15 protein-coding genes are annotated in these 21,058 nt (G+C 65.5%); 4 read left to right on the top strand and 11 right to left on the bottom strand.

Features of this window, described 5'->3' with window-relative positions; all coding sequences use genetic code 11:
• Positions 1-95: 95 nt before the first annotated feature.
• The 10 genes from MTR66_RS10220 to MTR66_RS10265 all read right to left on the bottom strand — a co-directional run bounded on the left by MTR66_RS10220 (position 96) and on the right by MTR66_RS10265 (position 14,525).
• Positions 96-2,159 carry an MGH1-like glycoside hydrolase domain-containing protein gene (locus MTR66_RS10220; protein WP_243920566.1) on the bottom strand — a complete coding sequence of 688 codons (2,064 nt, stop codon included), beginning with the start codon at positions 2,157-2,159 and terminating at the stop codon, positions 96-98.
• Positions 2,160-2,302: 143 nt separating this feature from the next.
• Positions 2,303-5,119: a TonB-dependent receptor gene (locus MTR66_RS10225; protein ID WP_243920568.1), complete on the bottom strand. Its 2,817-nt coding sequence runs from the start codon at positions 5,117-5,119 to the stop codon at positions 2,303-2,305.
• A 183-nt stretch (positions 5,120-5,302) separates the two neighbouring features.
• The gene (locus tag MTR66_RS10230) at positions 5,303-6,733 is read right to left on the bottom strand and encodes a glycoside hydrolase family 43 protein (RefSeq protein WP_243920570.1); all 1,431 of its coding nucleotides are present in this window, start codon (positions 6,731-6,733) and stop codon (positions 5,303-5,305) included.
• A gap of 102 nt (positions 6,734-6,835) precedes the next feature.
• Positions 6,836-7,870: an arabinan endo-1,5-alpha-L-arabinosidase gene (locus MTR66_RS10235; protein WP_243920572.1), complete on the bottom strand. Its 1,035-nt coding sequence runs from the start codon at positions 7,868-7,870 to the stop codon at positions 6,836-6,838.
• Positions 7,867-8,499 carry a 2-dehydro-3-deoxy-6-phosphogalactonate aldolase gene (locus MTR66_RS10240; RefSeq protein ID WP_243920574.1) on the bottom strand — a complete coding sequence of 211 codons (633 nt, stop codon included), beginning with the start codon at positions 8,497-8,499 and terminating at the stop codon, positions 7,867-7,869. The genes MTR66_RS10235 and MTR66_RS10240 overlap by 4 nt, the downstream gene beginning before the upstream one ends.
• Entirely contained in the window at positions 8,496-9,398 is a 903-nt protein-coding gene (locus MTR66_RS10245) for a 2-dehydro-3-deoxygalactonokinase (protein ID WP_243920575.1), read from the bottom strand. Before MTR66_RS10245 ends, MTR66_RS10240 begins: the two co-directional genes overlap by 4 nt.
• Complete coding sequence (locus tag MTR66_RS10250) at positions 9,395-10,963, bottom strand: alpha-N-arabinofuranosidase (RefSeq protein WP_243920577.1); 1,569 nt, start codon at positions 10,961-10,963, stop codon at positions 9,395-9,397. The genes MTR66_RS10245 and MTR66_RS10250 overlap by 4 nt, the downstream gene beginning before the upstream one ends.
• 21 nt (positions 10,964-10,984) lie before the next feature.
• The gene (locus MTR66_RS10255; RefSeq protein WP_243920579.1) at positions 10,985-11,911 is read right to left on the bottom strand and encodes a Gfo/Idh/MocA family protein; all 927 of its coding nucleotides are present in this window, start codon (positions 11,909-11,911) and stop codon (positions 10,985-10,987) included.
• Positions 11,912-11,914: 3 nt separating this feature from the next.
• On the bottom strand, positions 11,915-12,910 hold the full coding sequence (gene araD1, locus MTR66_RS10260; RefSeq protein ID WP_243920581.1) for an AraD1 family protein: 996 nt from the start codon (positions 12,908-12,910) through the stop codon (positions 11,915-11,917).
• Between the two features lie 85 nt (positions 12,911-12,995).
• Positions 12,996-14,525, bottom strand: coding sequence for an aldehyde dehydrogenase (NADP(+)) (locus MTR66_RS10265; RefSeq protein WP_243920583.1), 1,530 nt, complete (start codon positions 14,523-14,525; stop codon positions 12,996-12,998).
• Between the two features lie 111 nt (positions 14,526-14,636).
• On the opposite strand from MTR66_RS10265, the gene MTR66_RS10270 reads away from it, so the two are divergent.
• Complete coding sequence (locus MTR66_RS10270; RefSeq protein ID WP_243920585.1) at positions 14,637-15,404, top strand: FadR/GntR family transcriptional regulator; 768 nt, start codon at positions 14,637-14,639, stop codon at positions 15,402-15,404.
• Positions 15,405-15,625: 221 nt separating this feature from the next.
• On the opposite strand, the gene MTR66_RS10275 is transcribed toward MTR66_RS10270, so the two are convergent.
• The gene (locus tag MTR66_RS10275) at positions 15,626-16,948 is read right to left on the bottom strand and encodes a sugar MFS transporter (RefSeq protein WP_243920587.1); all 1,323 of its coding nucleotides are present in this window, start codon (positions 16,946-16,948) and stop codon (positions 15,626-15,628) included.
• Between the two features lie 139 nt (positions 16,949-17,087).
• On the opposite strand from MTR66_RS10275, the gene MTR66_RS10280 reads away from it, so the two are divergent.
• Genes MTR66_RS10280 through MTR66_RS10290 form a run of 3 tightly spaced genes read left to right on the top strand, consistent with a single transcriptional unit; the run spans position 17,088 to position 20,931 of the window.
• Positions 17,088-18,236 carry an aldose epimerase family protein gene (locus MTR66_RS10280; RefSeq protein WP_407673040.1) on the top strand — a complete coding sequence of 383 codons (1,149 nt, stop codon included), beginning with the start codon at positions 17,088-17,090 and terminating at the stop codon, positions 18,234-18,236.
• A gap of 11 nt (positions 18,237-18,247) precedes the next feature.
• Complete coding sequence (locus MTR66_RS10285; RefSeq protein ID WP_243920589.1) at positions 18,248-20,044, top strand: IlvD/Edd family dehydratase; 1,797 nt, start codon at positions 18,248-18,250, stop codon at positions 20,042-20,044.
• Positions 20,045-20,076: 32 nt separating this feature from the next.
• Complete coding sequence (locus tag MTR66_RS10290) at positions 20,077-20,931, top strand: SMP-30/gluconolactonase/LRE family protein (protein ID WP_243920591.1); 855 nt, start codon at positions 20,077-20,079, stop codon at positions 20,929-20,931.
• Positions 20,932-21,058: the final 127 nt, after the last annotated feature.

The following is a 21,058-nucleotide window of genomic DNA, read 5'->3' on the forward strand; positions in this document are numbered from 1 at the left end:
CCTGTTTTCTGACCGCCAGTGGTCAGTTCAGGGACAGTTTCCTGTCATATCGAAGACGCTTTCATGTCGCTGCGCGAGAGAACGCGCGCGCGGACTTACTGGCCGGGGCGCATGGCCTTGAGTTCGACCAGCCGGATCGCGCGGCCTTGCACGGGCTGCATGCGCACTCTCAGGCGGGATACGGACTGCTTCGGCCATGAGAGCCGGGTCACGCCGTTTGCCACCGGAATCCCGCGCGCCAGCGGCTGCCAGCGCTTGTCCATCCAGGTTTCCACGGCAACGGATGAGGGCGCGGAAATGGCCTTGCCGTCATCGAAGAAGGCCAGTTCGGTGGCATCGAGGCTGACCGGCTTGCCGAAGTTCACTTCATACCATTGCGGATCGTCCGAGGCAGCGGAAGTCCAGCCGTTCGGCAGTTCCGGATAGAACCACACGCGCCCGTCTATCGCATCGTGCAGGCTTTCCGGGTCGCGGTTGCTGGAGGCATCGGCCTTGGGGAACTGGCCGCGCACAAGCTGCATCGCCTCGTCGATTTCGCGCGCGATGGGGCGGTTGGGCGCGCGCGTGACCGGTGTGGTGAGGCGGCCCAGCGTGGCGCGCCGGGCCACTTCCTTGCCGTCGACCTCGATGGAGAGGCCCTTGCCGCGCCCATAGTGCGATCCATCGGCATCCCATGTCACGGCGATCCTGTGGCCGTGATAGGGCACGTCCTCGGCGCGGAACCAGGCCAGCGCCTGCGGATCGCCCGCGGCGGGAAGCAGCGGATCGATTTCCAGCACATCGTCCGCGCGCGGGCGGATGCCGACGAGGCCGGTCAGGATCAGATCGATATAGCCCGAGTGGAAATAGTGGTGGCTGCGGTCCAGCCCGACGATCGGCTTGCCGGTGGCCGGATCGTAGTCTTCCTCCAGATCCAGCCGGCTGCCCTGATAGTGCAGCGCGGTGTACTGGCGCAGCAGGCGCATATAGGCGCTGCGCGTGACCGGGCCGGTATTGCCGTAGTGGTCCAGCAGATTGGCCATCGCGGTGAGCACTTGCGTCGTCTGGTAAGGCCAGACCGGGCCGTTCCACTGGCATTCGCGCGCCGTGCCGAGATAGCGGTACTGGCGCATGTAGTACTGGTAGCTCTTTTCCACCGTGCGCATCCCGGCCTGGCCCGCGAGCGATGCCGGATCGAGCAGATGCGCCCAGGCGCTGGCATAGCGCGGATCGTCAGGCACCAGATCGAACATCCAGGGCAGGTAGCCCACGAGTTCGCGCGCCCGGACCGGCTCCCAGTATTTCACATATTCGTTGTCGGCCTTGTAGCGGTCGGTGAAATGATCGAGCTTGGGGTTCCACAAGTCCGCCAGAACGCGCTTGCGCAGGCCTTCGGCGCGCTTTGCGAACGTGTCGGCGAGTGCTTCGTCCCCGGCAAGCCGCGCAATATGCGAAATCGCGCGGGCATTGGCGAACATGTAGCTGTTGATCGAGGGGCGGAAGGAATCGCCGCCGGTAAAGCCGTCCTTGCCGCCCGAGGCATCGATCGAGGAGACGGTGTACTCGGTCGCATCGAGCAGCGGCTCGATGAAATAGAGGCCCTTGGTGAAATCGTAGTGGTCGTCCCACAGGCCGTAGATGTGGCGCATCACCGGCAGATGGCGCGTCACCGCGGCGCGGTCTCCGTCCACCAGATAGCGGCCCCAGACCGAATCGGCCATGTGATCGGTGAAGTGGCGGTCGTTGCCGCCTTCGTACATGAAATTGATGTAATCGCCGGTGAAGCGGCGGTCGTTCAGCCAGCGCCCTTCGGCGATGTGAAAGCCGCTGGCATCGTTGAGGCTGGCATAGGGATGGCGCTGCCAGTCCACATCGTCCGCGAATTCGGTGGTGATATAGCCGAGCTTGCCCAGATCGCGCTGGTGCGCACGGAAGATCGACCAGCGGTAGTAATAGACCGCATCGATCTTCGCATCGGCGCTTTCGAAGTAGGGAATGCGGTGTTCGTACCAGGGCGCGTCATTGCCGAAACGTGCTCGCGCAATGGCGGCATGGTCCAGCCGGTCGCCAGCGGCTGCGGGCTGGGGGGTATGGGAGCCCGCCGGAGCGGAGACCGATGGACTGGCGGCCGTGGCGAAAAGCGCCGCGCTGGCGAGCAATGAACGAACGGTTGCGCGCATGGTGTCCTGTCTCCTGATTGCCCCTGCGGGAGAAATGGAAAAGCGGCCGCTTCCCGGGCAGTGTTGGGAGAGAATCCCGGGAAACGGCCGCTTTGTACCGGCCAGAGCGCGCGAATGGCAGTGGCGCTCCGGCCGGATTTTGGTCAGTCGAACTTGAAGCGGGCGCCGACCGCGAACGTGCGCGCCAGCTGAAGGGTGCCCAGATTGAACTGCTGGGAGTTACCCGCATCGCCGAACTTGTAGTAGTTCTGCTGCTTCGTCTCGGTGAGGTTGGTGCCGTCGAACGTCAGGCCGATGCGATCGGTGACGTTCCAGGTAAGCTGCACGTCGAGACTGTCTTCCGGACGGAACCAGACGCCGATCGGGTTGGCGAATAGGCGCGCCTCGTTGTTGTGCAGGAAGCCCTTGCGCCAGACGTAGGAGACGCGCGCGTTGAACGGCCCCCGGTCATAGGCGAGCGTCGCGTTGTACGAGAACTTCGAAACCGAGAAGAACGGCGATGTCATCTCGCCGGTGATGTTGCCGGCCGAATCCGTCATCGGGATGTTCTGCTTCGAGTCCAGAATGGTGGCGCTGCCCTGGAAGCCGAGGCCGTTGAGCACGCCCGGCAGATAGTTCGGGTAGTAGGTCAGGCCGATTTCCACGCCCTTCAGCACGCCGTTCGAAGCATTGACCGGGCGCGTGATAGCGAAACGCTCGGTATAGTCGGGCGTCCCTTCCGAAATGCCGTTGTTCGGGATGGTCTCCATCACCGTCAGCGGCACCACCAGCCCTTCGATCTCGCGGCGGAAGCCGGTCACGTAGATCGCGCTGTTGCGCTCGAAGTACCATTCGATGGCAAGGTCGTAGTTCTTCGAGTGCGTGGGCTTGAGGTCCGCCGTGCCCGCCGAACCGCTGCCGTACCCGACGTGGGTGAGGTCCCCGGTCAGCGAGTAGTTCGGATTGATGTCGCCGAAGCTCGGACGGCGCAGGGTCTCGCCGTAGTTGAAGCGCAGACGCAGGTTCGGCGTGATTTCGTAGCGTGCGGTGAAGCTCGGCAGGAACTTCTCCGACTGGCTGCCCGAACGCGTCAGCGCGCCGTTGTTGTAGCGGTCGAAGAAATTGGAGTCCGTCGTCACCGAGACGTAACGCACGCCGCCTTCGAGCTGCAGCGGACGGCCGAAGATCGACACTTCGCCATCGGCCATGATGTAGGCCGACATGGTGGTTTCATCGATGCCGAAGGTCTTGTCGAGCGCCAGCGCGTCGGAAAGCTGCAGGTTGTACCTGGGGTCGGCGTTGTAAAGCGCGCGGACCGTATCCGCATTGTCATGCAGCCAGCTGCCGTTGGCGAGCACCCAGCTGCGCGGAACGTCGGCAACGCCCTTCAGGAAGCCCGAATTGGTGAACGTGGCGCCATCGGGGAGCGTATCGAGCGGGACGCCGAGCACGCCTGCGTCCTGCGTGCGGGTGAAGCTCGAAGCCTTGCGGTCGTCGTAGCGAAGACCGGCCTTGATGCGGCGGATGAAGCCTTCGTCCCAGGTGTAGTAGCCATCGAGGGTGAGCGTGACGGCGCTGCCCTTGTTCTTGTTGGCATTGTCATAGAGCTGGGCAACGTTCCACACACTCGGGTCGGTCAGCAGCGAATCGTCGGCGAAGTGGTACGACGGAATGCCGCTGCCGGCGTTGAAGTCCGCCGTGATCTGATCCGCAACGCGCTCGGTGCGCATGGCGATGAACGAGGTCTTGTTGGTGCTCGTCTGGTAGGCGACATCGCCCATGATCTTGCCGCGATCGCCCAGATCCCATTGCCCGTTCAGAGCATAGACATAGCTGTCGGTGCGGTTGGTCGAATAGTCGCCGCTGTTGAAGCCATAGACGTCGTCAACGGTACGCGATTTGACGATGTTGGTGCCGTCGTAAAGTTCCACTGGCCCCGGGTTGCCCCACCAGTCGACGAAGCTGAACTGCAGCGAGTTGAACGTGTGGCCGCGGAACCCCGAATAGAAGACTTCGGCGGAGTAGACCGAACTGGAGTTCGGCGCCCACTGCAGCGCGATGTTGGCCGAGGGGCGTTCACGCTGGCCATAGAGGTCCGATGAAAACACGGCGTCGCGCGAGAGGTAATAGGGGGTATCGACGCCGTTGATGTTCAGCGTCGAGCCCTCCGCGGTCGGCAGGCCTGCATCGAGACCTGGCTGCCAGTTCTCGTTGTTGGGACCCGGGAAGATGCGCTCAAGCCGTCCAAGGCCGGAGCCTGCGGGCGGATTTTCGGTGGCAAACGGAACCAAAGCACCCGCCGTGGTCGACATGTTGCGGTACTTGCTCTTGGTCCAGCTGACGTTGGCGAGCAGGCCGATGTCGCCGATGCCGGTTTCCCAGCGGTCGCTGACGAGCAGGGCGAAGTTGGGGTTATAGGTGTCCGCCTGCTCGTTGTAGATGCCGCGCGCCAGGCCCGAGACCGTGAAGCCGTCGAAATCGAACGGGCGGCGGGTCTTGACGTCGATCTGGCCGGCAAGGCCGGTCTCGATCTGGTCGGCGGCGCGGGTCTTGTAGATGTCGACCTGCTTGACGAGGTTGGCAGAGATATCCTGCAGCGCAAAGGAGTGCCCGGCGGCAGTGAAGATGTTGCGGCCGTTGAGCGTGGTCAGCGGGTCGGACAGACCGCGAATGGTGACTGTGCCCGCCTCGCCGCCACCGCGGTCCGTCACCTGCACACCGGTCACGCGCTGGAGCGCTTCGACCACGTTGTTGTCCGGCAATTTGCCCACGTCCTCGGCCACGATCGAGTCGACGATCTGCGTCGAATTCTTACGGACGTTAAGGGCGCCGACGATCGATGCGCGCACGCCGGTGACGATGATTTCCTGAACGTCCGTGTCGGAATTGCCGCTGTTATCGGCGTCCTGGGCATGGGCTGCGCCTGCCAGGGTGAGTGCGAGAACGGATGCTGTGCAGAATGCAGTTGGCTTGAACGCCATAATCAACCCTCCCATTGAGGCTGGCTTCTTCCATGCCTCGTTGAACCTTGCGAGTCCTGTTATTTGTCGGAGTTATTTAAGGCAAGAAAAAAATCCACCGGGGATTTTAGTCTATAGTATACAATAGAAACTTGCCTTGTCCTGCCGTTCTGCACATCCGTCTTTGTCTGAGTTTATCGGGAGTTAGGAAGCCTTCCAGAGTGTCGTGGAGGCACCTGCAGCGGCGAGCCTGAGCGCAGCGCCTTCCGCGGCGATCGCCTGGCCGGGGCGGGCGAGCGATTCGAAGCGGACGCTGCCTTGCACCGGTCCCGGGATGCGCCGGAACAGGCTTGCCGCCGATGCCCCGTCGATACTGCCGATGCCGATCGTGCCATCCGCCGCCGCAGTCAGACACTGGCTGCGCAGAAGGATGGGGGAGAGGCGCACGGCTCCGCCTTCGGCAGGCAGCGAGCGGAACTGCGTTTGCGGCAGCGGGGCCTGTCCTGCTTTGGTCTGCGTTCCTTCGTGCGCCAGCCAGGTGCCGGGCCGTCCGGCCGCCTCGAAACGTTCGGGCAGGGGGCCGTTGCCCACCGGCACGCCGAAATCGGGATTGCCCTGGGCATCGAAATAGAGGCGCTGCACGCGGGTGTGGCGGTCCGGGTTGAACAGCGGATCGCCCTCGATCTGCTCATAGTCGCGGCCGTGATAGACCAGCATGTCGCGGCCTTCCTCGTCCACGGTGAAGCTGTTGTGGCCGGGGCCGTAGACCGAGGTTTCCGGGCAGGACGTGAACACCGGTTTGGGCGACTTCGTCCACACGCGCGGGTCCATGATATTGGCGTCGGCATCGGCGGTGAGCAGGCCGAGGCAATAGCGCGCGTCGGTGGCGCTGGCCGAATAAGTGATGAACAGCTTGCCGTTCTTTTCCAGCACGGCGGGGGCCTCGTTCACCTTGAAGCCGCGCACTTCCCAGTCGAGTGTCGGCACGGTGAGCCGCGCGGGCGGGGCCGACAGCGTCAGCGCCGAGGCCATGGGAGCGATATAGAGGTTCGAATTGGTCTCGATCCCCGGTTCGCGCTGGGCCCAGGCGAAATAGCGGGTGCCCCGGTGCATGAAGACGGTGGAATCGAGATTGAAGCTGTCCCACGGTGCCTGGAACTCGCCGAGCACGGACCAGTTGCCGCGCATCGGATCGGGCCCGTCGCACACGACGGCATACGTGCGGATGCGGAACACGTCCTCGCCGCCGCCGCTCGGGCCCGCGGCGAAGTACATGACCCAGCGCCCGTCGATCAGGTGCAGTTCCGGCGCCCAGATGAAGCCGGACATCGGCCCGCTGGCCTGATGGCGCCACAGCACCCGCTCCTCGGCATCCGTGAGCCCGGCCAGCGTGCGCGAACGGCGCAGGACCAGCCGGTCGTACTCGGGCACCGATCCGGTCATGTAGTAGAAACCGTCCTCGTGGCGGAAGACTTGCGCGTCGGCGCGGTGCTTCACCAGCGGATTGACGATGCCATCGGAAGAGCTGGCGGCGGCGGGCGTGCCGGTCAGCGCGGTCTTGCCCGCCTGCGTGCAGGCCATCGGCAGCATGGCGGCCCCGGCAGCAAAAGCGCGTCGCGAAAGTGTGAAGTGCATGATGTCCTCTCCGAAGGCGGCGTTGGTGCGGCCGGTTTGGTTCCGGCCCTTGGAAAAAAGGACACCCCGGCCCGGGGGGGACCGGGGTGCCATCAGGTGGGATCAGTATTCGGCCACGGGCCATCCGTCCGCGCCCCAGCGGATCGGCGCGATGCGCAGCTTGGGCGCACCGTCCGCCTGCTTGTCGTAAGCGTGATAGACGACGTAGGTGGTGCCATCGGTGTCGGTGAAGACCCCGGCGTGGCCAGGGCCGCGAAAGCGTTGCTGTTCCTGCAGGTCGGCGCGCAGGAAGATCGTGCCGCCGCCCATCATGGCCTCGCTGCCGTCCTTGCCGCGATAGGGCCCGGTGATCTTACGCGAGCGGGAAACGACCGTGTAATAGGTGCTGTTCACGCCCTTGCAGCAGTAATCGAACGAGGTGAGCAGGTAATACCAGCCATCGTGCCGGAAGATGAACGGCGCCTCGATCGGATCGGGCGCTCCGGCGGGCACCAGGCGGCGGGCGATGGAATAGGGTTCGGCGCCCGGTGCGGGCTTGCCGGTTTGCGGATCGAGGCGGAACAGCTTGATCCCGCTCCAGAAACTGCCGAGCGCGAGCCACTGGCGGCCTTGCGCATCGACGATCAGGTTGGGATCGATGGCGTTGAAATCGCTGTCCTTGGTGGACATGACGACAAGGCCGTGATCCTTCCAGCGGTAGTTCCTGGCCTTGGGATCGAGCGTGGCATTGGTGGCAAGGCCGATCGCCGAACGGTTCGAGCCGAAAGTGGAGACCGAATAGTAAAGCCGGTATTCGCCGTTCACGTATGAGATGTCCGGCGCCCAGATGCCATGGGTGCCGGGAATGGCCTTCTTTGCCCAGGCGGGGATTTCGGCGAAGACCGAGCCGCTATCGGTCCAGTGCTGCAAGTCCTGCGAGGTCTTGATGCCGACGTAGCGGCCGATGGTGCTGAAGACGTAATAGGTATCGCCTTCGCGGGTAATCACCGGATCGTGAACGGTGAGATCGCCCGAAAGCCGCGAATTGAGCGTGGCGGTCTGCGTGCCGTCCGCCTGCGCGATCACGGCGCCGCCGAGGCCCGTGCCAAGAGCTGTGACCGCGAGAACCGCGCCGAGGAGCAGGCCGCGCACCGTCATGCCTGCGCTGCGTTCCAGGCGGCGATCAGTTCGCGCGCCTTGGCGGCCACGGTTTCCGCGTCGTGGCCGGGTTTGTAGAGGCTGCCGCCCACACCGATCCCGAAGGCCCCGGCCGCGCGGTATTCGGCCAGATTGGCCGCGCCCACGCCGCCGACCGCCCAGACGCGCACTTGCGGCGGCAGAACTTCGCGGATCGCCTTGATATAGGCGCTGCCCAGCACCGATCCCGGGAACAGCTTCAGATCGCGTGCGCCCGCGCCAATGGCGGCAAAGGCCTCGGTTGGTGTCAGGAAGCCGGGCAGCACGTCGAGCCCGAGTTCCTGCGCGTGGGAGAGGACCGCGAGATCGACATTGGGCGAGACCATGAACGTGCCGCCTGCCTGCGCCAGCGCTCCGGCCAGCGCGGAACTGATCACGGTGCCGCCGCCGACGGCCGCACGGTCGCCCACGGCCTCTGCCATGGCCTTGATCGACCCGGCCGGATCGGGCGAGTTGAACGGCACTTCGATCAGGCGGATGCCCGCCTCGACCAGAGCCTCCGCGATTGCGGCGCTTTCCTCGGTGCGGATGTCGCGCAGGATCGCAACGATCGGCGGTGCGCCTGCGGCTAGAGCCTCTTCGATGATCATGCGATTTTGCCTCTTGCCAGATTAAGGCCCGCAACGACGGCGGTATCGCCGTCGAGCAGGCTAACGTTGCAGCCCTGGGCGGACAGTGCGCGGCCGTACAGCGCGGAAAGGGCCGGATCGCCGATCAGCGTGACCTGGGTGCCGCCCACTGTGTCACACGCCGCCTGCGATGCGGTTTCGCTGCCGATCAGCAGACCGGAAAGATAACCGCGGGACCAGTCCTTGGAGCGGCCATCGAGCATACGGGCTGCCCGTGCTTCGAAGAGAGCGGCGGTCAGGGGATTTTCGGTGCGTTCCAGCCCACGCGTGAAGCCGCTATCGAAGGTGCCGTCACCGGGCGTGTCGGGGCCGGTCAGCGTCGATTGCCCCGCCAGAAGGGCGAAGAATTCTCCCGTGGGGTGGGTGGTGAAGCTTTCCACCGTGCCGTCCACCAGCCGGACCCATTTCGAATGGGTGCCGGGCAGGGCGATGAGATGTTCGCCCTCGTTCAATTCGGGATGCAGCGAAAGGGCGCCGAAGACTTGCGTTTCCTCGCCGCGCATCACTTCGGGCACGCCGCCGCCGGTGCGGCAGCTCAGCCCGGGCATGACCGCGACCGGCACGCCGGAAACGCAGGTGCGCGTGCAGGAGGCGAACCATGTGGCGGCATCGGCGGGGCAGGCGGCATAGCCCGCTTCCACCAAAGCCCCGGGCGCGCCCGCCATGCCGCACAGCGTCACGTCCGCGATCGGGCCTTCGGTCAGCCACAGGTCGAGCCGCTCGGCCAGCACGCTGTCCGCCGGGGTTTCGAGCGCGCTCGTCCCCGGCCCGTTGAGGCGCCCCGCCATGGCCCCGCCGCTCATGCGGTACAGCCGGAGACGGCTGGTGCCCCAATCGCCGAGGACGAACGCTTCGCTCATTGCAGTTCGAGCACCACGACCGACTTGGCGGGCAGGGTGACGGTCAGCTTGCCGTCCTTCACCTGCGCGCCGGAGAACGCGGCGGGCTTGACCGCGTCCGGGTTGGCGAAGGTGTTGTGCGAGGTGATCGCCGGGGCCGTCAGGATGCGGCCGGTCACGCCGCTGGCCGCAACGCCGTCGAGGCTTACGGTCACCGTGTTCGCCTGTTCGGGATCGGCATTGGACAGGCCGATGTGGATCTTGCCGTCCTTGCCCTTCACGGCCGAGCCGCTGACGGCCGGAACCGTGTACTTGCCTTTGACATAGATCGGCGTGTCGATGTCGATCGGCAGCACCGTGGCATCCTGCCAGGGCTTGTACATGTCGAAGACGTAGTAGGTCGGCGTCAGCACCATCTTGCTGCCGTCGGTCAGGATCATCGCCTGCAGCACGTTCACCATCTGGGCGATCGCGGTCATCTTCACGCGGTCGGCATGCTTGGCGAAGATGTCGAGGTTGATCGCGGCGATCATTGCATCGCGCAGCGTGTTCTGCTGGCGCAGGAAGCCGGGATGCGTGCCGGGATCCTGGGCATACCAGGCACCCCATTCGTCAACGGCGAGGAACACGCGCTTCTTCGGATCATACTTGTCCATGATCGCGCTGTGCTTGGTGATCAGCTCGTCCATGCGCCAGGTCTGGTGGAGCGCATCGGCCCAGCCGGTCTCGTCGAAGTGGATGGGATCGGCCTTGGGCGGCCAGCCGCCATCGGGCAGCGTGTAGTAATGGAGCGAAAGCCCGTCGAGCACTGGCGCGGCGACCTTCATCATGGTCTCGGTCCAGTTGTAGTCGTCGACATTGGCGCCGCTGGCGACTTTCAGGATGTGCGTGCCTGCCGGGGCCTTCACGAACGTGGCATAGCGGCGCGTGACGTCGGCCGCGTATTCGGGCCGCATGTTGCCGCCGCAGCCCCACAGCTCGTTGCCGATGCCGAAATAGGGGACTTTCCACGGTTTCTTGTGGCCGTTCTTGGCGCGCTCGTCCGCCAGCGTACCGGCGGGCGCGGTCATGTATTCGACCCATTCGGCCATCTCGCGCGGGGAACCGTCGCCGACATTGCCCGAGATATAGGCTTCGGCGCCGACCTGGCGCAGCAGTTCGAAGTATTCGTGCGTGCCCACGGTGTTGGGTTCGGTCACGCCGCCCCAGTGGGTGTTGACCTTCACCGGGCGCTTGTTCTGCGGGCCGATGCCCTCGCGCCAGTGGTATTCGTCGGCAAAGCAGCCGCCGGGCCAGCGGATCACCGGCACCGAAAGCTCGCGCAGCGCGGAAACCACATCGTTGCGGAAGCCGTTGGTGTTGGGAATCTTGCTGTTCTTGCCGACCCACAGGCCGCCGTAGATCCCGTTGCCGAGGTGCTCGGCAAACTGGGTGAAGATGCGCTTGTCGTAGACAGGGCCGGGCTTGTCGGCGTGGATTTCGGCCGTCACCGGTTCGTCGTTGGTATTGGCCTGCGCGCTGGCGCCGGCCAGCGCCGTGGCGCCCAGCAGGGCGGCCATGGCAGCGTGTCGCAAGGTCTTGATCATTGTCTCTCCCCTCCCGGAAGATCAGTCGTGAAAGGCTTCAACGGTTTCGCGGCGGCCGCGCAGGAACGCGTCGGCAACGAGGCGGAACGGGTCCATGTCGACATCGCTGCGCCCGCCCCGGATGAGGTTGGCGAAACGCGAGTAGAGGCCGGGATATTCCAGATCCTCGTTATGCTCGGTCCCGGCGGGCGTCGTCAGCACGGCGCCGCCCTGCGAGAGCTTGAGCGTGCCCGCGTCGGTCTCGACGATGATGTCCCAGCTCTGCGGGCCGGTCTGGCGCCAGTCGAGGTCCATGTGGATATCGGCCCCGCCGGTATCGCACATCGCCAGATCGGCGGCGATCGGCGCGGCGCGGTTTTCCGGCAGGCTCAGCGTCGCGCTTTTCAGGAACACCGGGCGCGGCAGGATGTGCGTGAGGATCGAGAGGGCATTGATGCCCGGATCGAATACGCCCAGGCCGCCCGGCTCCCAAATCCAGGCCTGGCCGGGGTGCCACACGCGCACGTCCTCGCGCCAGACGATCGAGACTTTCTCCACCTTGCGCTCGGACAGCCACGCGCGTGCCGGGGCGACGCCCGCCGCGAACCGCGAATGCCACGAGGCGAAGAGGGTGACGCCCACCTTGTCCGCCCGTTCGCGCAGGGCGACGACTTCGGACAGGGTGGCGCCGGGGGGCTTTTCGAGAAAGACGTGGATGCCGCGCTTGAGCGCCTCAACCGCCAGGGCATAGCGGACCTGCGGCGGGGTGCAGAGCGCCACCGCGTCGATCGCGGGGCCCTTTTCCAGCAGCTCTTCAAGGCTGGAGAGGTGCGGGATGCCTTCCGGGCCGGGATCGTGCGGGCTGACCGTGGCGGCCAGGCTGAAAGCGGGCGTCCCGGCAATCGCGGGCAAGTGCTGGTCGCGGGCGATCTTGCCCACGCCGACGACGGCGATGCGGATCGGGTCCATGGCTCAGAGCGCCTTCACCGCGACCGGGCGCGCCTGGGCGCGGGCCAGCGGGTTGGAGACCGGCAGCGCGAAAGGCGCGGCCGAAATCTCGAACACGTCGCCTTCCTGCGTCGTCACACCATCGGCGAATGAGAGCGTGGCGGTGCCGAAGAAGTGCACGTGCACGTCGCCGGGGCGGCAGAACAGGTCGTACTTGAAGTGGTGGTGTTCCAGATTGCCGAGCGAGTGCGACATATTGGCCTCGCCCGAAAGGAACGGCTTTTCCCAGAGCACTTCGCCATCGCGCAGGATGCGGCTGGTGCCCTCGATGCTTTCGGGCGGAGTGCCGAGCAACAGTTCGGGGCCGAGCGCGGCCTGGCGCAGCTTGGAGTGGGCCAGCCACAGGTAGTTGTGGCGCTCGGTCACGTGATCGCTGAACTCGTTGGCGATGGCGAGGCCGAGGCGGTAGGGGGTGCCGTCCTCGCCGATGATGTAGATCCCGGCGACTTCGGGCTCCTCGCCGCCGTCCTGTGCGAAGGACGGCATGGTGAAAGGCTCGGACGGGCCGACGAGCTGCGAGCCGTCTCCCTTGTAGAACCACTCGGGCTGCTGGCCCACGTCTCCGGCGGCGGGCTTGCCGCCTTCGAGGCCTTCGAGGAACATGCGCATCGAATCGGTCTGGTGTTCGCCCGATGCGGCGGCCTGGTGCATCTTGTTGCGGCCTTCGGCGGAGCCGAGGTGGGTAAGGCCAGTGCCGGTCATCAGCAGGTGCGCGGGATCTTCGTGGTCGATCGGGGCGAGCAGGCGGCCCGCTGCGAATTCGGCCGCGATGTCCACCGCTGCGCCTGCCGGGCAGGCTTTGGCCGCCTGCGCCAGCGTTTCGCCTGCGGCAATCGCGCGCAGCGCCAGTTCGCGGACCGTGGCAACGCCGCCGAGGAAATGGGCTGCGTCACCCTCTGCAAGGATGACCGAGCGCACGCCGTCGGGCGCGCGGTGCTGGAGCAGGCGAAGGTAAGTCATGGGTCTCTCCCGGGGGCCGCGGCGCGCCGTTTATGAAGTGCGCGCCGCGGGAATGCGTGTGTCTAAAGGGTCAGGTCAGGCCGGATCAGGACAGCGTGAGCGTGCCGTCGATCAGGCGCGGCGCACCGTCGCCATAGGCATCGTCGCGCAGCTCGGGCGGCAGCACCGGCTGGGCGAGGTTCTGGTAGCTGACCGGACGCAGGAAGCGGTCGATCGCCATGCTGCCCACCGACGTGGTGCGCGGGTCCGAGGTGGCGGGGAACGGGCCGCCGTGCACCATCGCGTGGCACACTTCGACGCCGGTCGGCCAGCCGTTGGCGAGAATGCGGCCCACCTTGCGCTCCAGCACCGGCAGCAGGCGCGAGGCGGCGGCTTCGTCGGCCTCGTCCATGTGCAGCGTGGCGGTGAGCTGGCCTTCGAGCCCTTCGAGCACGGCCTTGAGTTCGGCTTCGTCCTTGCAGCGCACGATGACCGAGGCCGAACCGAAGACTTCATCGCCAATCGCCTTGTCGGCGAGGAACTTTGCGGCGGTGGTCTGGAACAGGATAGCGCCGCCGCAGGTGCGGTTGCCTTCCTCGCCCTTGGCCAGCGTCTCGACGCCTGCCGTGCCCGACAGCGCTTCCACGCCCTTGGCATAGGCAGCGGCGATGCCGGTGGTCAGCATGGTCTGCGGCTTGGCTTCGCTCACCGCGCCGGTGGCGGCAGCGACGAAGGCATCGAGCCCTTCGCCCTCGATGGCGAGGACCAGACCCGGATTGGTGCAGAACTGGCCCGCGCCCATGGTCAGCGAGCCGACGAAAGCGGCGCCCAGCGCTTCGCCGCGCGCCTTGAGCGCTTCGGGCAGCAGCAGCACGGGGTTGATGCTCGACATTTCGGCATAGACCGGGATCGGCACTTCGCGGGCCTGCGCCAGCCTGGCAAGTGCGAGGCCGCCAGCGCGCGAGCCGGTGAAGCCCACCGCCATGATGCGCGGATCCTGCACCAGCGCGGCGCCGAGATCGTTGGACGGGCCGACGAGGTGCTGGAACACGCCTTCGGGCAGGCCGCATGCGGCGACCGCCGTGCTGATCGCCTGGGCAATCAGCGAACCGGTGATCGGGTGGGCCGGGTGGCCCTTGACGACGACCGGGCAACCCGCGGCCAGCGCCGAGGCGGTGTCGCCGCCCGCGGTCGAGAACGCGAGCGGGAAGTTCGAGGCGCCGAACACCGCGACGGGGCCGACCGGGATCATGCGCAGGCGCAGATCGGGGCGGGGAAGCGGCTGGCGCTCGGGCAGGGCCGGGTCGATGCGAAGCTGCTGCCACTGGCCCTTGCGCACGACATCGGCGAACATGCGAAGCTGGCCGCAGGTACGGCCGCGCTCGCCTTCGGCGCGCATGCGCGGCAGGCCGCTTTCGGACAGGTAGGCGTCGATCAGCGAATCGCCGATGGCCATGATCTCGTCCGCGATTCGTTCGAGGAACGCGGCGCGATCCTCGCGGCTGGTGGCGCGGTACGTGTCGAACGCGGCTTCGGCGGCGGCGCAGGCAGCCGCGACATCGGCGGGGCCATGGACGGCGAAAGGCTCGCCTTGCGGTTCGCCGGTCGCGGCGGCCACGGAACGGAATTCGGTCATTGGAATCTCCCTATTTACTCCGACATATTCTGTGCGGGCGATAAACGCAATGTTTGTCGTTCCTTCACAGTGCGTGCGCTGGTAGGCTTATCCCCGGAGGTGGTGCAGACCGTGACAGAAACAGAAATCGTCAAAGACAAGAAGGGCGCGAAGGCGGCCACGGAAACCCGGGGGCCGGGGCGGCGCCTGCATGGCGCGATTGCCCACAAGCTGGGAACGGACATCTTGTCCGGGAAATATGCGCCGGGCGATATCCTGTCCGGCGAAGTGGCCTTTGCCGAGGAACTGAAAGTCTCGCGCAGTGCCTATCGCGAGGCGATACAGGTGCTGACGGCCAAGGGGCTGGTGGCGAGCCGCCCCAAGGCGGGCACTCGCGTGCTGCCGCGCGAACGCTGGAACCTGCTGGACCCGGACGTTCTGGGCTGGGCTTTCGCGGGCGAGCCGGACGTCGAATTCGTCCGCAGCCTGTTCGAACTGCGCGCCATCGTCGAACCTGCCGCCGCGCGCCTTGCGGCGCAGCGCCGGGACAAGACGGACCTCAAGGATATGAAGGACGCGCTGACGGCGATGCGCCAGCACACGCTGACGACCGAGACCGGCCGCGCGGCGGACCGCGATTTCCACAACGCGATTCTCCACGCCACGCGCAACGATGCACTGATGGTGCTGAGCGCCAGCATGGGCGCCGCGGTGAACTGGACCACCCAGTTCAAGCAGCGCGCCCGGGCGCTGCCGCGCAATCCGATCCCCGATCACGTGCGGGTCTACGATGCGATTGCTGCGGGCGATGGCGAAGCTGCGGCCGAAGCGATGAGCGTGCTGGTCGATCTGGCGCTGGAAGATACCCGCAGCGCCATGGAGCTGCCGGCCGAGGGGTAATACCGCATTCGGCTCCTTATCGCACTCCGCTCACCCTGAGCTTGTCGAAGGGTGTTGGTCCATGCGCAGTGCCAACACCCTTCGACAAGCTCAGGGTGAGCGGGAAGTGGGTGCAGATTTCCGCATGTGGTCCCCAAGCGGCCTCCAGTCGCAAGCCCGGATGCAAAAAGGCCCCGGCGTTCACCACGCCGGGGCCTTTTTCTTGCCGGAGGGGCGGGGGCCTATTCAGCCTCGACCGCCACCAGATCGGGTTCGACATGCGTCGGCTTGCTGCCCCACAGCGCATAGAACAGCACATAGAGTTCGCAGGCCGCCGTCAGCAGGAACGAGGTCTGCAGGCCGTAGGTGTCCGCCATCCAGCCCTGCACCGCGACCAGCGCGCCGCCGGCAATCGCCATGACCAGCAGGCCCGAGGCTTCCTCGGTCAGCGGGCCGAGGCCCTTGATGCCGAGCGTGAAGATGGTCGGGAACATGATCGAGTGGAACAGGCCCACCAGGATCAGCGACCACATCGCCACCGGTCCGTGCGCGAAGACCGTGATCATCATCACCACGAAGGCACCGATCGAGAAGACCGCAAGAACCTTGCCCGCATCGAAGCGCTGCATGATCGCCGAACCGGCAAAGCGGCCGACCATCATCCCGCCCCACAGCAGCGAGAGGTAGTTGCCTGCCATCTCATGCGTCATGTTGCCTATGTCGGGGCGGCTGACGAAGTTGATGAACAGGTTGGCGACGCCGATTTCCGCGATCAGGTAGATGAAGATCGCCGGAATGCCAAAGACGAGGTTGCGGTGCTTGAGCAGCTCGGGATTGAGCAGCCGGGTCTTCTTCTTTTCGCCGTCCTTGCTGCCGCCGGACATGACCGGCAGCGGGAAGCGCGCGATGATCACGGCGAGTACCACCAGCACTGCCGCGACAAGACCATAAGGCAGGATCACCGCATGGGCATCGGCGAGGCGCTCGGCTTCGGTCAGCACGGTGCCCGCCGCCGCCGTGCCGCTCTTCGAACGGCCAAGGATCAGGTAAGCGCCGAAGGCAGGCGCCAGCATCGTGCCCGCCGAGTTCAGGGCCTGCACCAGATTGAGGCGCGAGGAAGCGGTTTCAGGCTTGCCGACGACCGCCACATAAGGGTTGGCCGCAACCTGCAGCAGAGTGATGCCCGATGCGATCACGAAGAGCATGACCAGCGTCACGCCGTAGGACGGAATGCTGGCCGCCAGCATCATGCCCAGTGCGCCTGCGGCCATGATCAGCAGCCCGGTGACGAGCGACTTCTTGTAGCCGATCCGCTCGATCAGCAGCGCCGAGGGGATCGAGGCGAAGAAATAGGCGATGAACCACACCGATTCGATCAGCGCCGCCTGGAAATAGGTCAGCTCGAACACGCTGCGCAGGTGCGGCAGCAGCGTGTTGTTGATGACGGTAATGAAGCCCCACATAAAAAACAGGCTGGCAAGCAGCGTCAGGGCCGGGCCGTAGCGGACTCCTTCGTCCTGTGTGCCCGTCGCGGGCATGTCTGCTGAAGAGACCACTGGTGGCATGTCTATCCTCTCGATCAGGGCGCGGCCGGGTACCGGATGCGAAGCGGCTTGCGCTCTTTCTATTTGTCGGACTATATGCGGCGTGCAGCCCCGTCAATGGGGCAGGACAATTCCAAACACTATTGGGAGCACTTTGGGAATGAGGAATCTCTCCAAAATCATGGCAGGGGCGGCGATTTTCGCTATGTCCGCCACGCTGTCGGTGCAGGCTCAGGCTGCCGAAGCGACTCAGGCGCCTGCCGGAACGCTCTCCGACGGCAGTGCGGTCACGGCCGTGACGCTCACAGCGGACAATGGTGTTTCCGCCACGATCCTGAGCTTCGGTGCCACACTCGAAAAGTTCATGGCTCCCGATCGCGACGGCAAGCTGGCCGATATCACGCTCGGTTACGATAAGCTGGCCGATTACGAAGCGCGCCCGAACTACTGGGGCGCTACTATCGGCCGCTATGCCAACCGCATTGCGGGCGGCCAGTTCACGCTCGACGGCAAGAGCTACCAGCTTCCGCAGAACGATGGCGAGAACTCGCTGCACGGCGGCGGCAAGGGATGGGACGTCCAGAACTGGAAAGTCGTGTCGGTCAAGTCCGGCCCGGTCGCCAGCGCGGTCTTCTCGCTCATGAGCCCCGACGGCGATGCCGGGTATCCCGGCGCGGTGAACGCGCGCGTGACCTATTCGCTCGACGAGGCCGGATCGCTGCGCATCGAATTCGATGCCACCACCAACAAGCCCACCGTCATCAACATGACCAACCACGCCATTTTCAACATGGCAGGCGAGGGCGCACCGCAGGGCGCCATGCAGAATGTGCTGACGGTGCCGGCGAGCCATTACACGCCGGTCAACGACAAGCTGATCCCCACCGGCGAACTGCGCCCCGTGGCGGGTACCGTGTTCGATTTCCGCAAGGGCAAGGCCCTGGAGCAGGGGTTGCGCGACGGCACCGATCAGCAGATCGTCTACGGGCGCGGCTTCGATCATAACTTCGCGCTCGACAAGGGGCTGACGAAGAAGCCCGAACTCGCCGCCCGGCTGGAGGATCCCGCCTCGGGCCGCGTGCTCGAAGTGCTCACCACCGAGCCCGGCCTGCAGGTCTATTCCGGCAATTTCCTGGACGGCACCTACATCGGCAAGCACCACCACGTTTACCGCATGGGGGACGGCATCGCGCTCGAACCCCAGAAATTCCCCGACTCTCCCAATCACAGCAACTTCGTCTCGGCGCGCGTCGATCCGGGCAAGCCCTACCGGCATGTCATGATCTACCGCGTGTCCGTGGACCGTTGATCGAGACCGACATGACAGACACAAACAAGCCCAAACTGCGTTCGCGCGCCTGGTTCGACAATCCCGACAATATCGACATGACCTCGCTCTATCTGGAGCGCTATCTCAATTTCGGTCTCAGCCTTGAGGAGCTGCGCTCGGGCAAGCCGATCATCGGTATCGCCCAGTCGGGCAGCGATCTTTCGCCGTGCAACCGCCATCACCTGGTGCTGGCCGAGCGCATCCGCGAGGGCATCCGCGAAGCGGGCGGCATCGCCATCGAATTCCCGGTCCACCCGATTCAGGAAACCGGCAAGCGCCCCACCGCCGGGCTGGACCGCAACCTGTCCTACCTCGGCCTTGTCGAGGCGCTCTACGGCTACCCGCTCGACGGTGTGGTGCTGACCACCGGCTGCGACAAGACCACGCCCGCCATGATCATGGCCGCGGCAACTGTGAACATCCCGGCGATCGCATTGTCGGTCGGCCCGATGCTCAACGGCTGGCACAAGGGCGAGCGTACCGGTTCGGGCACGATCGTGTGGAAGGGCCGCGAGATGATGGCCGCGGGCGAACTCGACGCGGACGGTTTCGTGAAGCTCGTCGCTTCCTCGGCGCCTTCGACCGGTTACTGCAACACGATGGGCACGGCGACGACGATGAACTCGCTGGCCGAAGCGCTGGGCATGATGCTGCCCGGCTCGGCCGCGATCCCCGCGCCGTACCGCGACCGTCAGGAATGCGCCTATCACACCGGCAAGCGCATCGTGGATATGGTGCACGAGGATCTCAAGCCCTCGGACATCCTCACGATCGAGGCCTTCCATAACGCGATCGTGACCAATGCCGCGATCGGCGGTTCGACCAATGCGCCGATCCACCTTGCGGCGATTGCCCGCCATATCGGCGTGGAGCTGCCGCTCAAGGACTGGGAGACCTACGGCCACAAGATCCCGCTGCTGGTGAACCTGCAGCCCGCAGGAGAATACCTGGGCGAGGATTACTACCGCGCGGGCGGCGTGCCCGCGGTGATCGCGCAGCTCATCAAGCAGGGCCTGATTCAGGAAGGCGCGATGACCGTCAATGGCAAGACCATGGGCGACAACTGCCGCGATGCCACCATCGAGGACGAACGCGTCATCAAGACCTTCGACCAGCCGCTGGTGGACGAGGCGGGCTTCCTCGTGCTGTCGGGCAACCTGTTCGACGCGGCGATCATGAAGACCAGCGTGATCTCGGACCAGTTCCGCCAGCGCTATCTTTCCAATCCCGACGATCCGGACGCTTTCGAAGGTCCGGCCATCGTCTTCGACGGTCCTGAGGACTATCACCACCGTATCGACGATCCGGCGCTCGGCATTACGCCCGAAACGCTGATGTTCATGCGCGGCGCGGGGCCGATCGGCTATCCAGGTGCGGCCGAAGTCGTGAATATGCGCCCGCCGGCATACCTCATCACCGAAGGCGTGACGGCGCTGCCCTGCATCGGCGATGGCCGCCAGTCGGGTACGTCGGGCAGCCCCTCGATCCTCAATGCCAGCCCCGAAGCGGCGGCGATGGGCGGTCTGGCCCTGCTCGAAACCGGCGACCGCGTGCGCATGGACCTGAAGAAGGGCACCGTGAACGTGCTCATTTCCGACGAGGAACTGGCCGCGCGCCGTGCCGCGCTGGAGGCCAAGGGCGGCTATCCCTACCCGGATTCGCAGACGCCGTGGCAGGAACTGCAGCGCTCGGTGGTCGGCCAGATGAACACCGGCGCCATCCTCGAAGGGGCCGAGAAATATCAGCGCATCGCCCAGACCAAGGGGCTGCCGCGCGATAACCACTAAAGAGTAACAGGCACTGAAGAGGAGCGGGCGTTATGGCCGAATGGCGCAAGATCGAGCGCGATCTGTGCGATACCTTGGGTGAAGGCACCCTGTGGAGCGCGCGCGACAATGCGGTCTACTGGGTCGATATCCTGGCGCCCGCCCTCAACCGGCTGTCCCTCGCCGATGGCGGCATTGAACGCTGGGACATGCCCGAGCCGCTCGGCTGGGTTGCCGAGAATGAGGACGGCGATCTGATCGGCGGGTTCCAGAGCGGTTTCGCCCGGATCTCGCCCGATCGCTTTGCCGTTCGCTATATCGCCGATCCCGAGCCGCACTGGCCGGGCAACCGCATGAACGACGGCAAGGCCGACCGGCACGGCGCTGTCTGGTGCGGCACCATGGACATGGCCGAGGAAGAGGAACGCGGTTCGCTCTACCGGCTCGATCCGGACGGCACCTGCCGGGTGATGGACAGCGGCTACATGGTGCCGAACGGCCCGGCCTTCTCCGCCTGCGGCCGCTGGCTCTATCACTCGGACACGGCGAAGCGCACGATCTACCGTTTCGAAATCACGGATAGCGGGATCGAAGCGAAAGAGCCCTTCATCCGGTTCGGCGAAAGCGATGGCCATCCCGATGGCATGACTGTGGACAGCGAGGGCTTCCTGTGGGTCGCGCATTGGGGCGGCGGCTGCATCAGCCGCTTCGCGCCCGATGGCCGCCGGGACCGCTCCATTTCCCTGCCCGCACAGCGCATCACCAACGTGACCTTCGCCGGTGAGGGGCTGGACCGCATGTTCGTGACATCGGCCGCGACCGGAGGAGAAGCCTCCGCATTCGACGGCGCCCTGTTCGAGGTGGAAAGCGGCGTTTCCGGCCTGCCTGCGGGAATCTATCGCGGGTAGGCGCAAAGGCGGGAAATCTGCCCCATTTCCCCGCTCACCCTGAGCTTGTCGAAGGGTGTTGATACACGCGCAGTGCCAGCGTCCTTCGACAAGCTCAGGACGAGCGGGGGCAGGATGCTGTAGGGCA

Origin of the sequence: Novosphingobium beihaiense, from assembly GCF_022832375.1 — a bacterium.
GTDB lineage: Bacteria > Pseudomonadota > Alphaproteobacteria > Sphingomonadales > Sphingomonadaceae > Novosphingobium > Novosphingobium beihaiensis.

Excerpts from the sequence above, each read along its gene's own strand:
- MTR66_RS10255 (WP_243920579.1), bottom strand. The coding sequence starts at position 11,911 with ATGGACCCGATCCGCATCGCCGTCGTCGGCGTGGGCAAGATCGCCCGC.
- MTR66_RS10285 (WP_243920589.1), top strand. The coding sequence starts at position 18,248 with ATGACAGACACAAACAAGCCCAAACTGCGTTCGCGCGCCTGGTTCGAC.
- MTR66_RS10235 (WP_243920572.1), bottom strand. The coding sequence starts at position 7,870 with ATGACGGTGCGCGGCCTGCTCCTCGGCGCGGTTCTCGCGGTCACAGCT.
- MTR66_RS10230 (WP_243920570.1), bottom strand. The coding sequence starts at position 6,733 with ATGCACTTCACACTTTCGCGACGCGCTTTTGCTGCCGGGGCCGCCATG.
- MTR66_RS10280 (WP_407673040.1), top strand. The coding sequence starts at position 17,088 with ATGAGGAATCTCTCCAAAATCATGGCAGGGGCGGCGATTTTCGCTATG.
- MTR66_RS10275 (WP_243920587.1), bottom strand. The coding sequence starts at position 16,948 with ATGCCACCAGTGGTCTCTTCAGCAGACATGCCCGCGACGGGCACACAG.
- MTR66_RS10290 (WP_243920591.1), top strand. The coding sequence starts at position 20,077 with ATGGCCGAATGGCGCAAGATCGAGCGCGATCTGTGCGATACCTTGGGT.
- MTR66_RS10265 (WP_243920583.1), bottom strand. The coding sequence starts at position 14,525 with ATGACCGAATTCCGTTCCGTGGCCGCCGCGACCGGCGAACCGCAAGGC.
- MTR66_RS10240 (WP_243920574.1), bottom strand. The coding sequence starts at position 8,499 with ATGATCATCGAAGAGGCTCTAGCCGCAGGCGCACCGCCGATCGTTGCG.
- araD1 (WP_243920581.1), bottom strand. The coding sequence starts at position 12,910 with ATGACTTACCTTCGCCTGCTCCAGCACCGCGCGCCCGACGGCGTGCGC.
- MTR66_RS10225 (WP_243920568.1), bottom strand. The coding sequence starts at position 5,119 with ATGGCGTTCAAGCCAACTGCATTCTGCACAGCATCCGTTCTCGCACTC.
- MTR66_RS10250 (WP_243920577.1), bottom strand. The coding sequence starts at position 10,963 with ATGATCAAGACCTTGCGACACGCTGCCATGGCCGCCCTGCTGGGCGCC.
- MTR66_RS10245 (WP_243920575.1), bottom strand. The coding sequence starts at position 9,398 with ATGAGCGAAGCGTTCGTCCTCGGCGATTGGGGCACCAGCCGTCTCCGG.
- MTR66_RS10220 (WP_243920566.1), bottom strand. The coding sequence starts at position 2,159 with ATGCGCGCAACCGTTCGTTCATTGCTCGCCAGCGCGGCGCTTTTCGCC.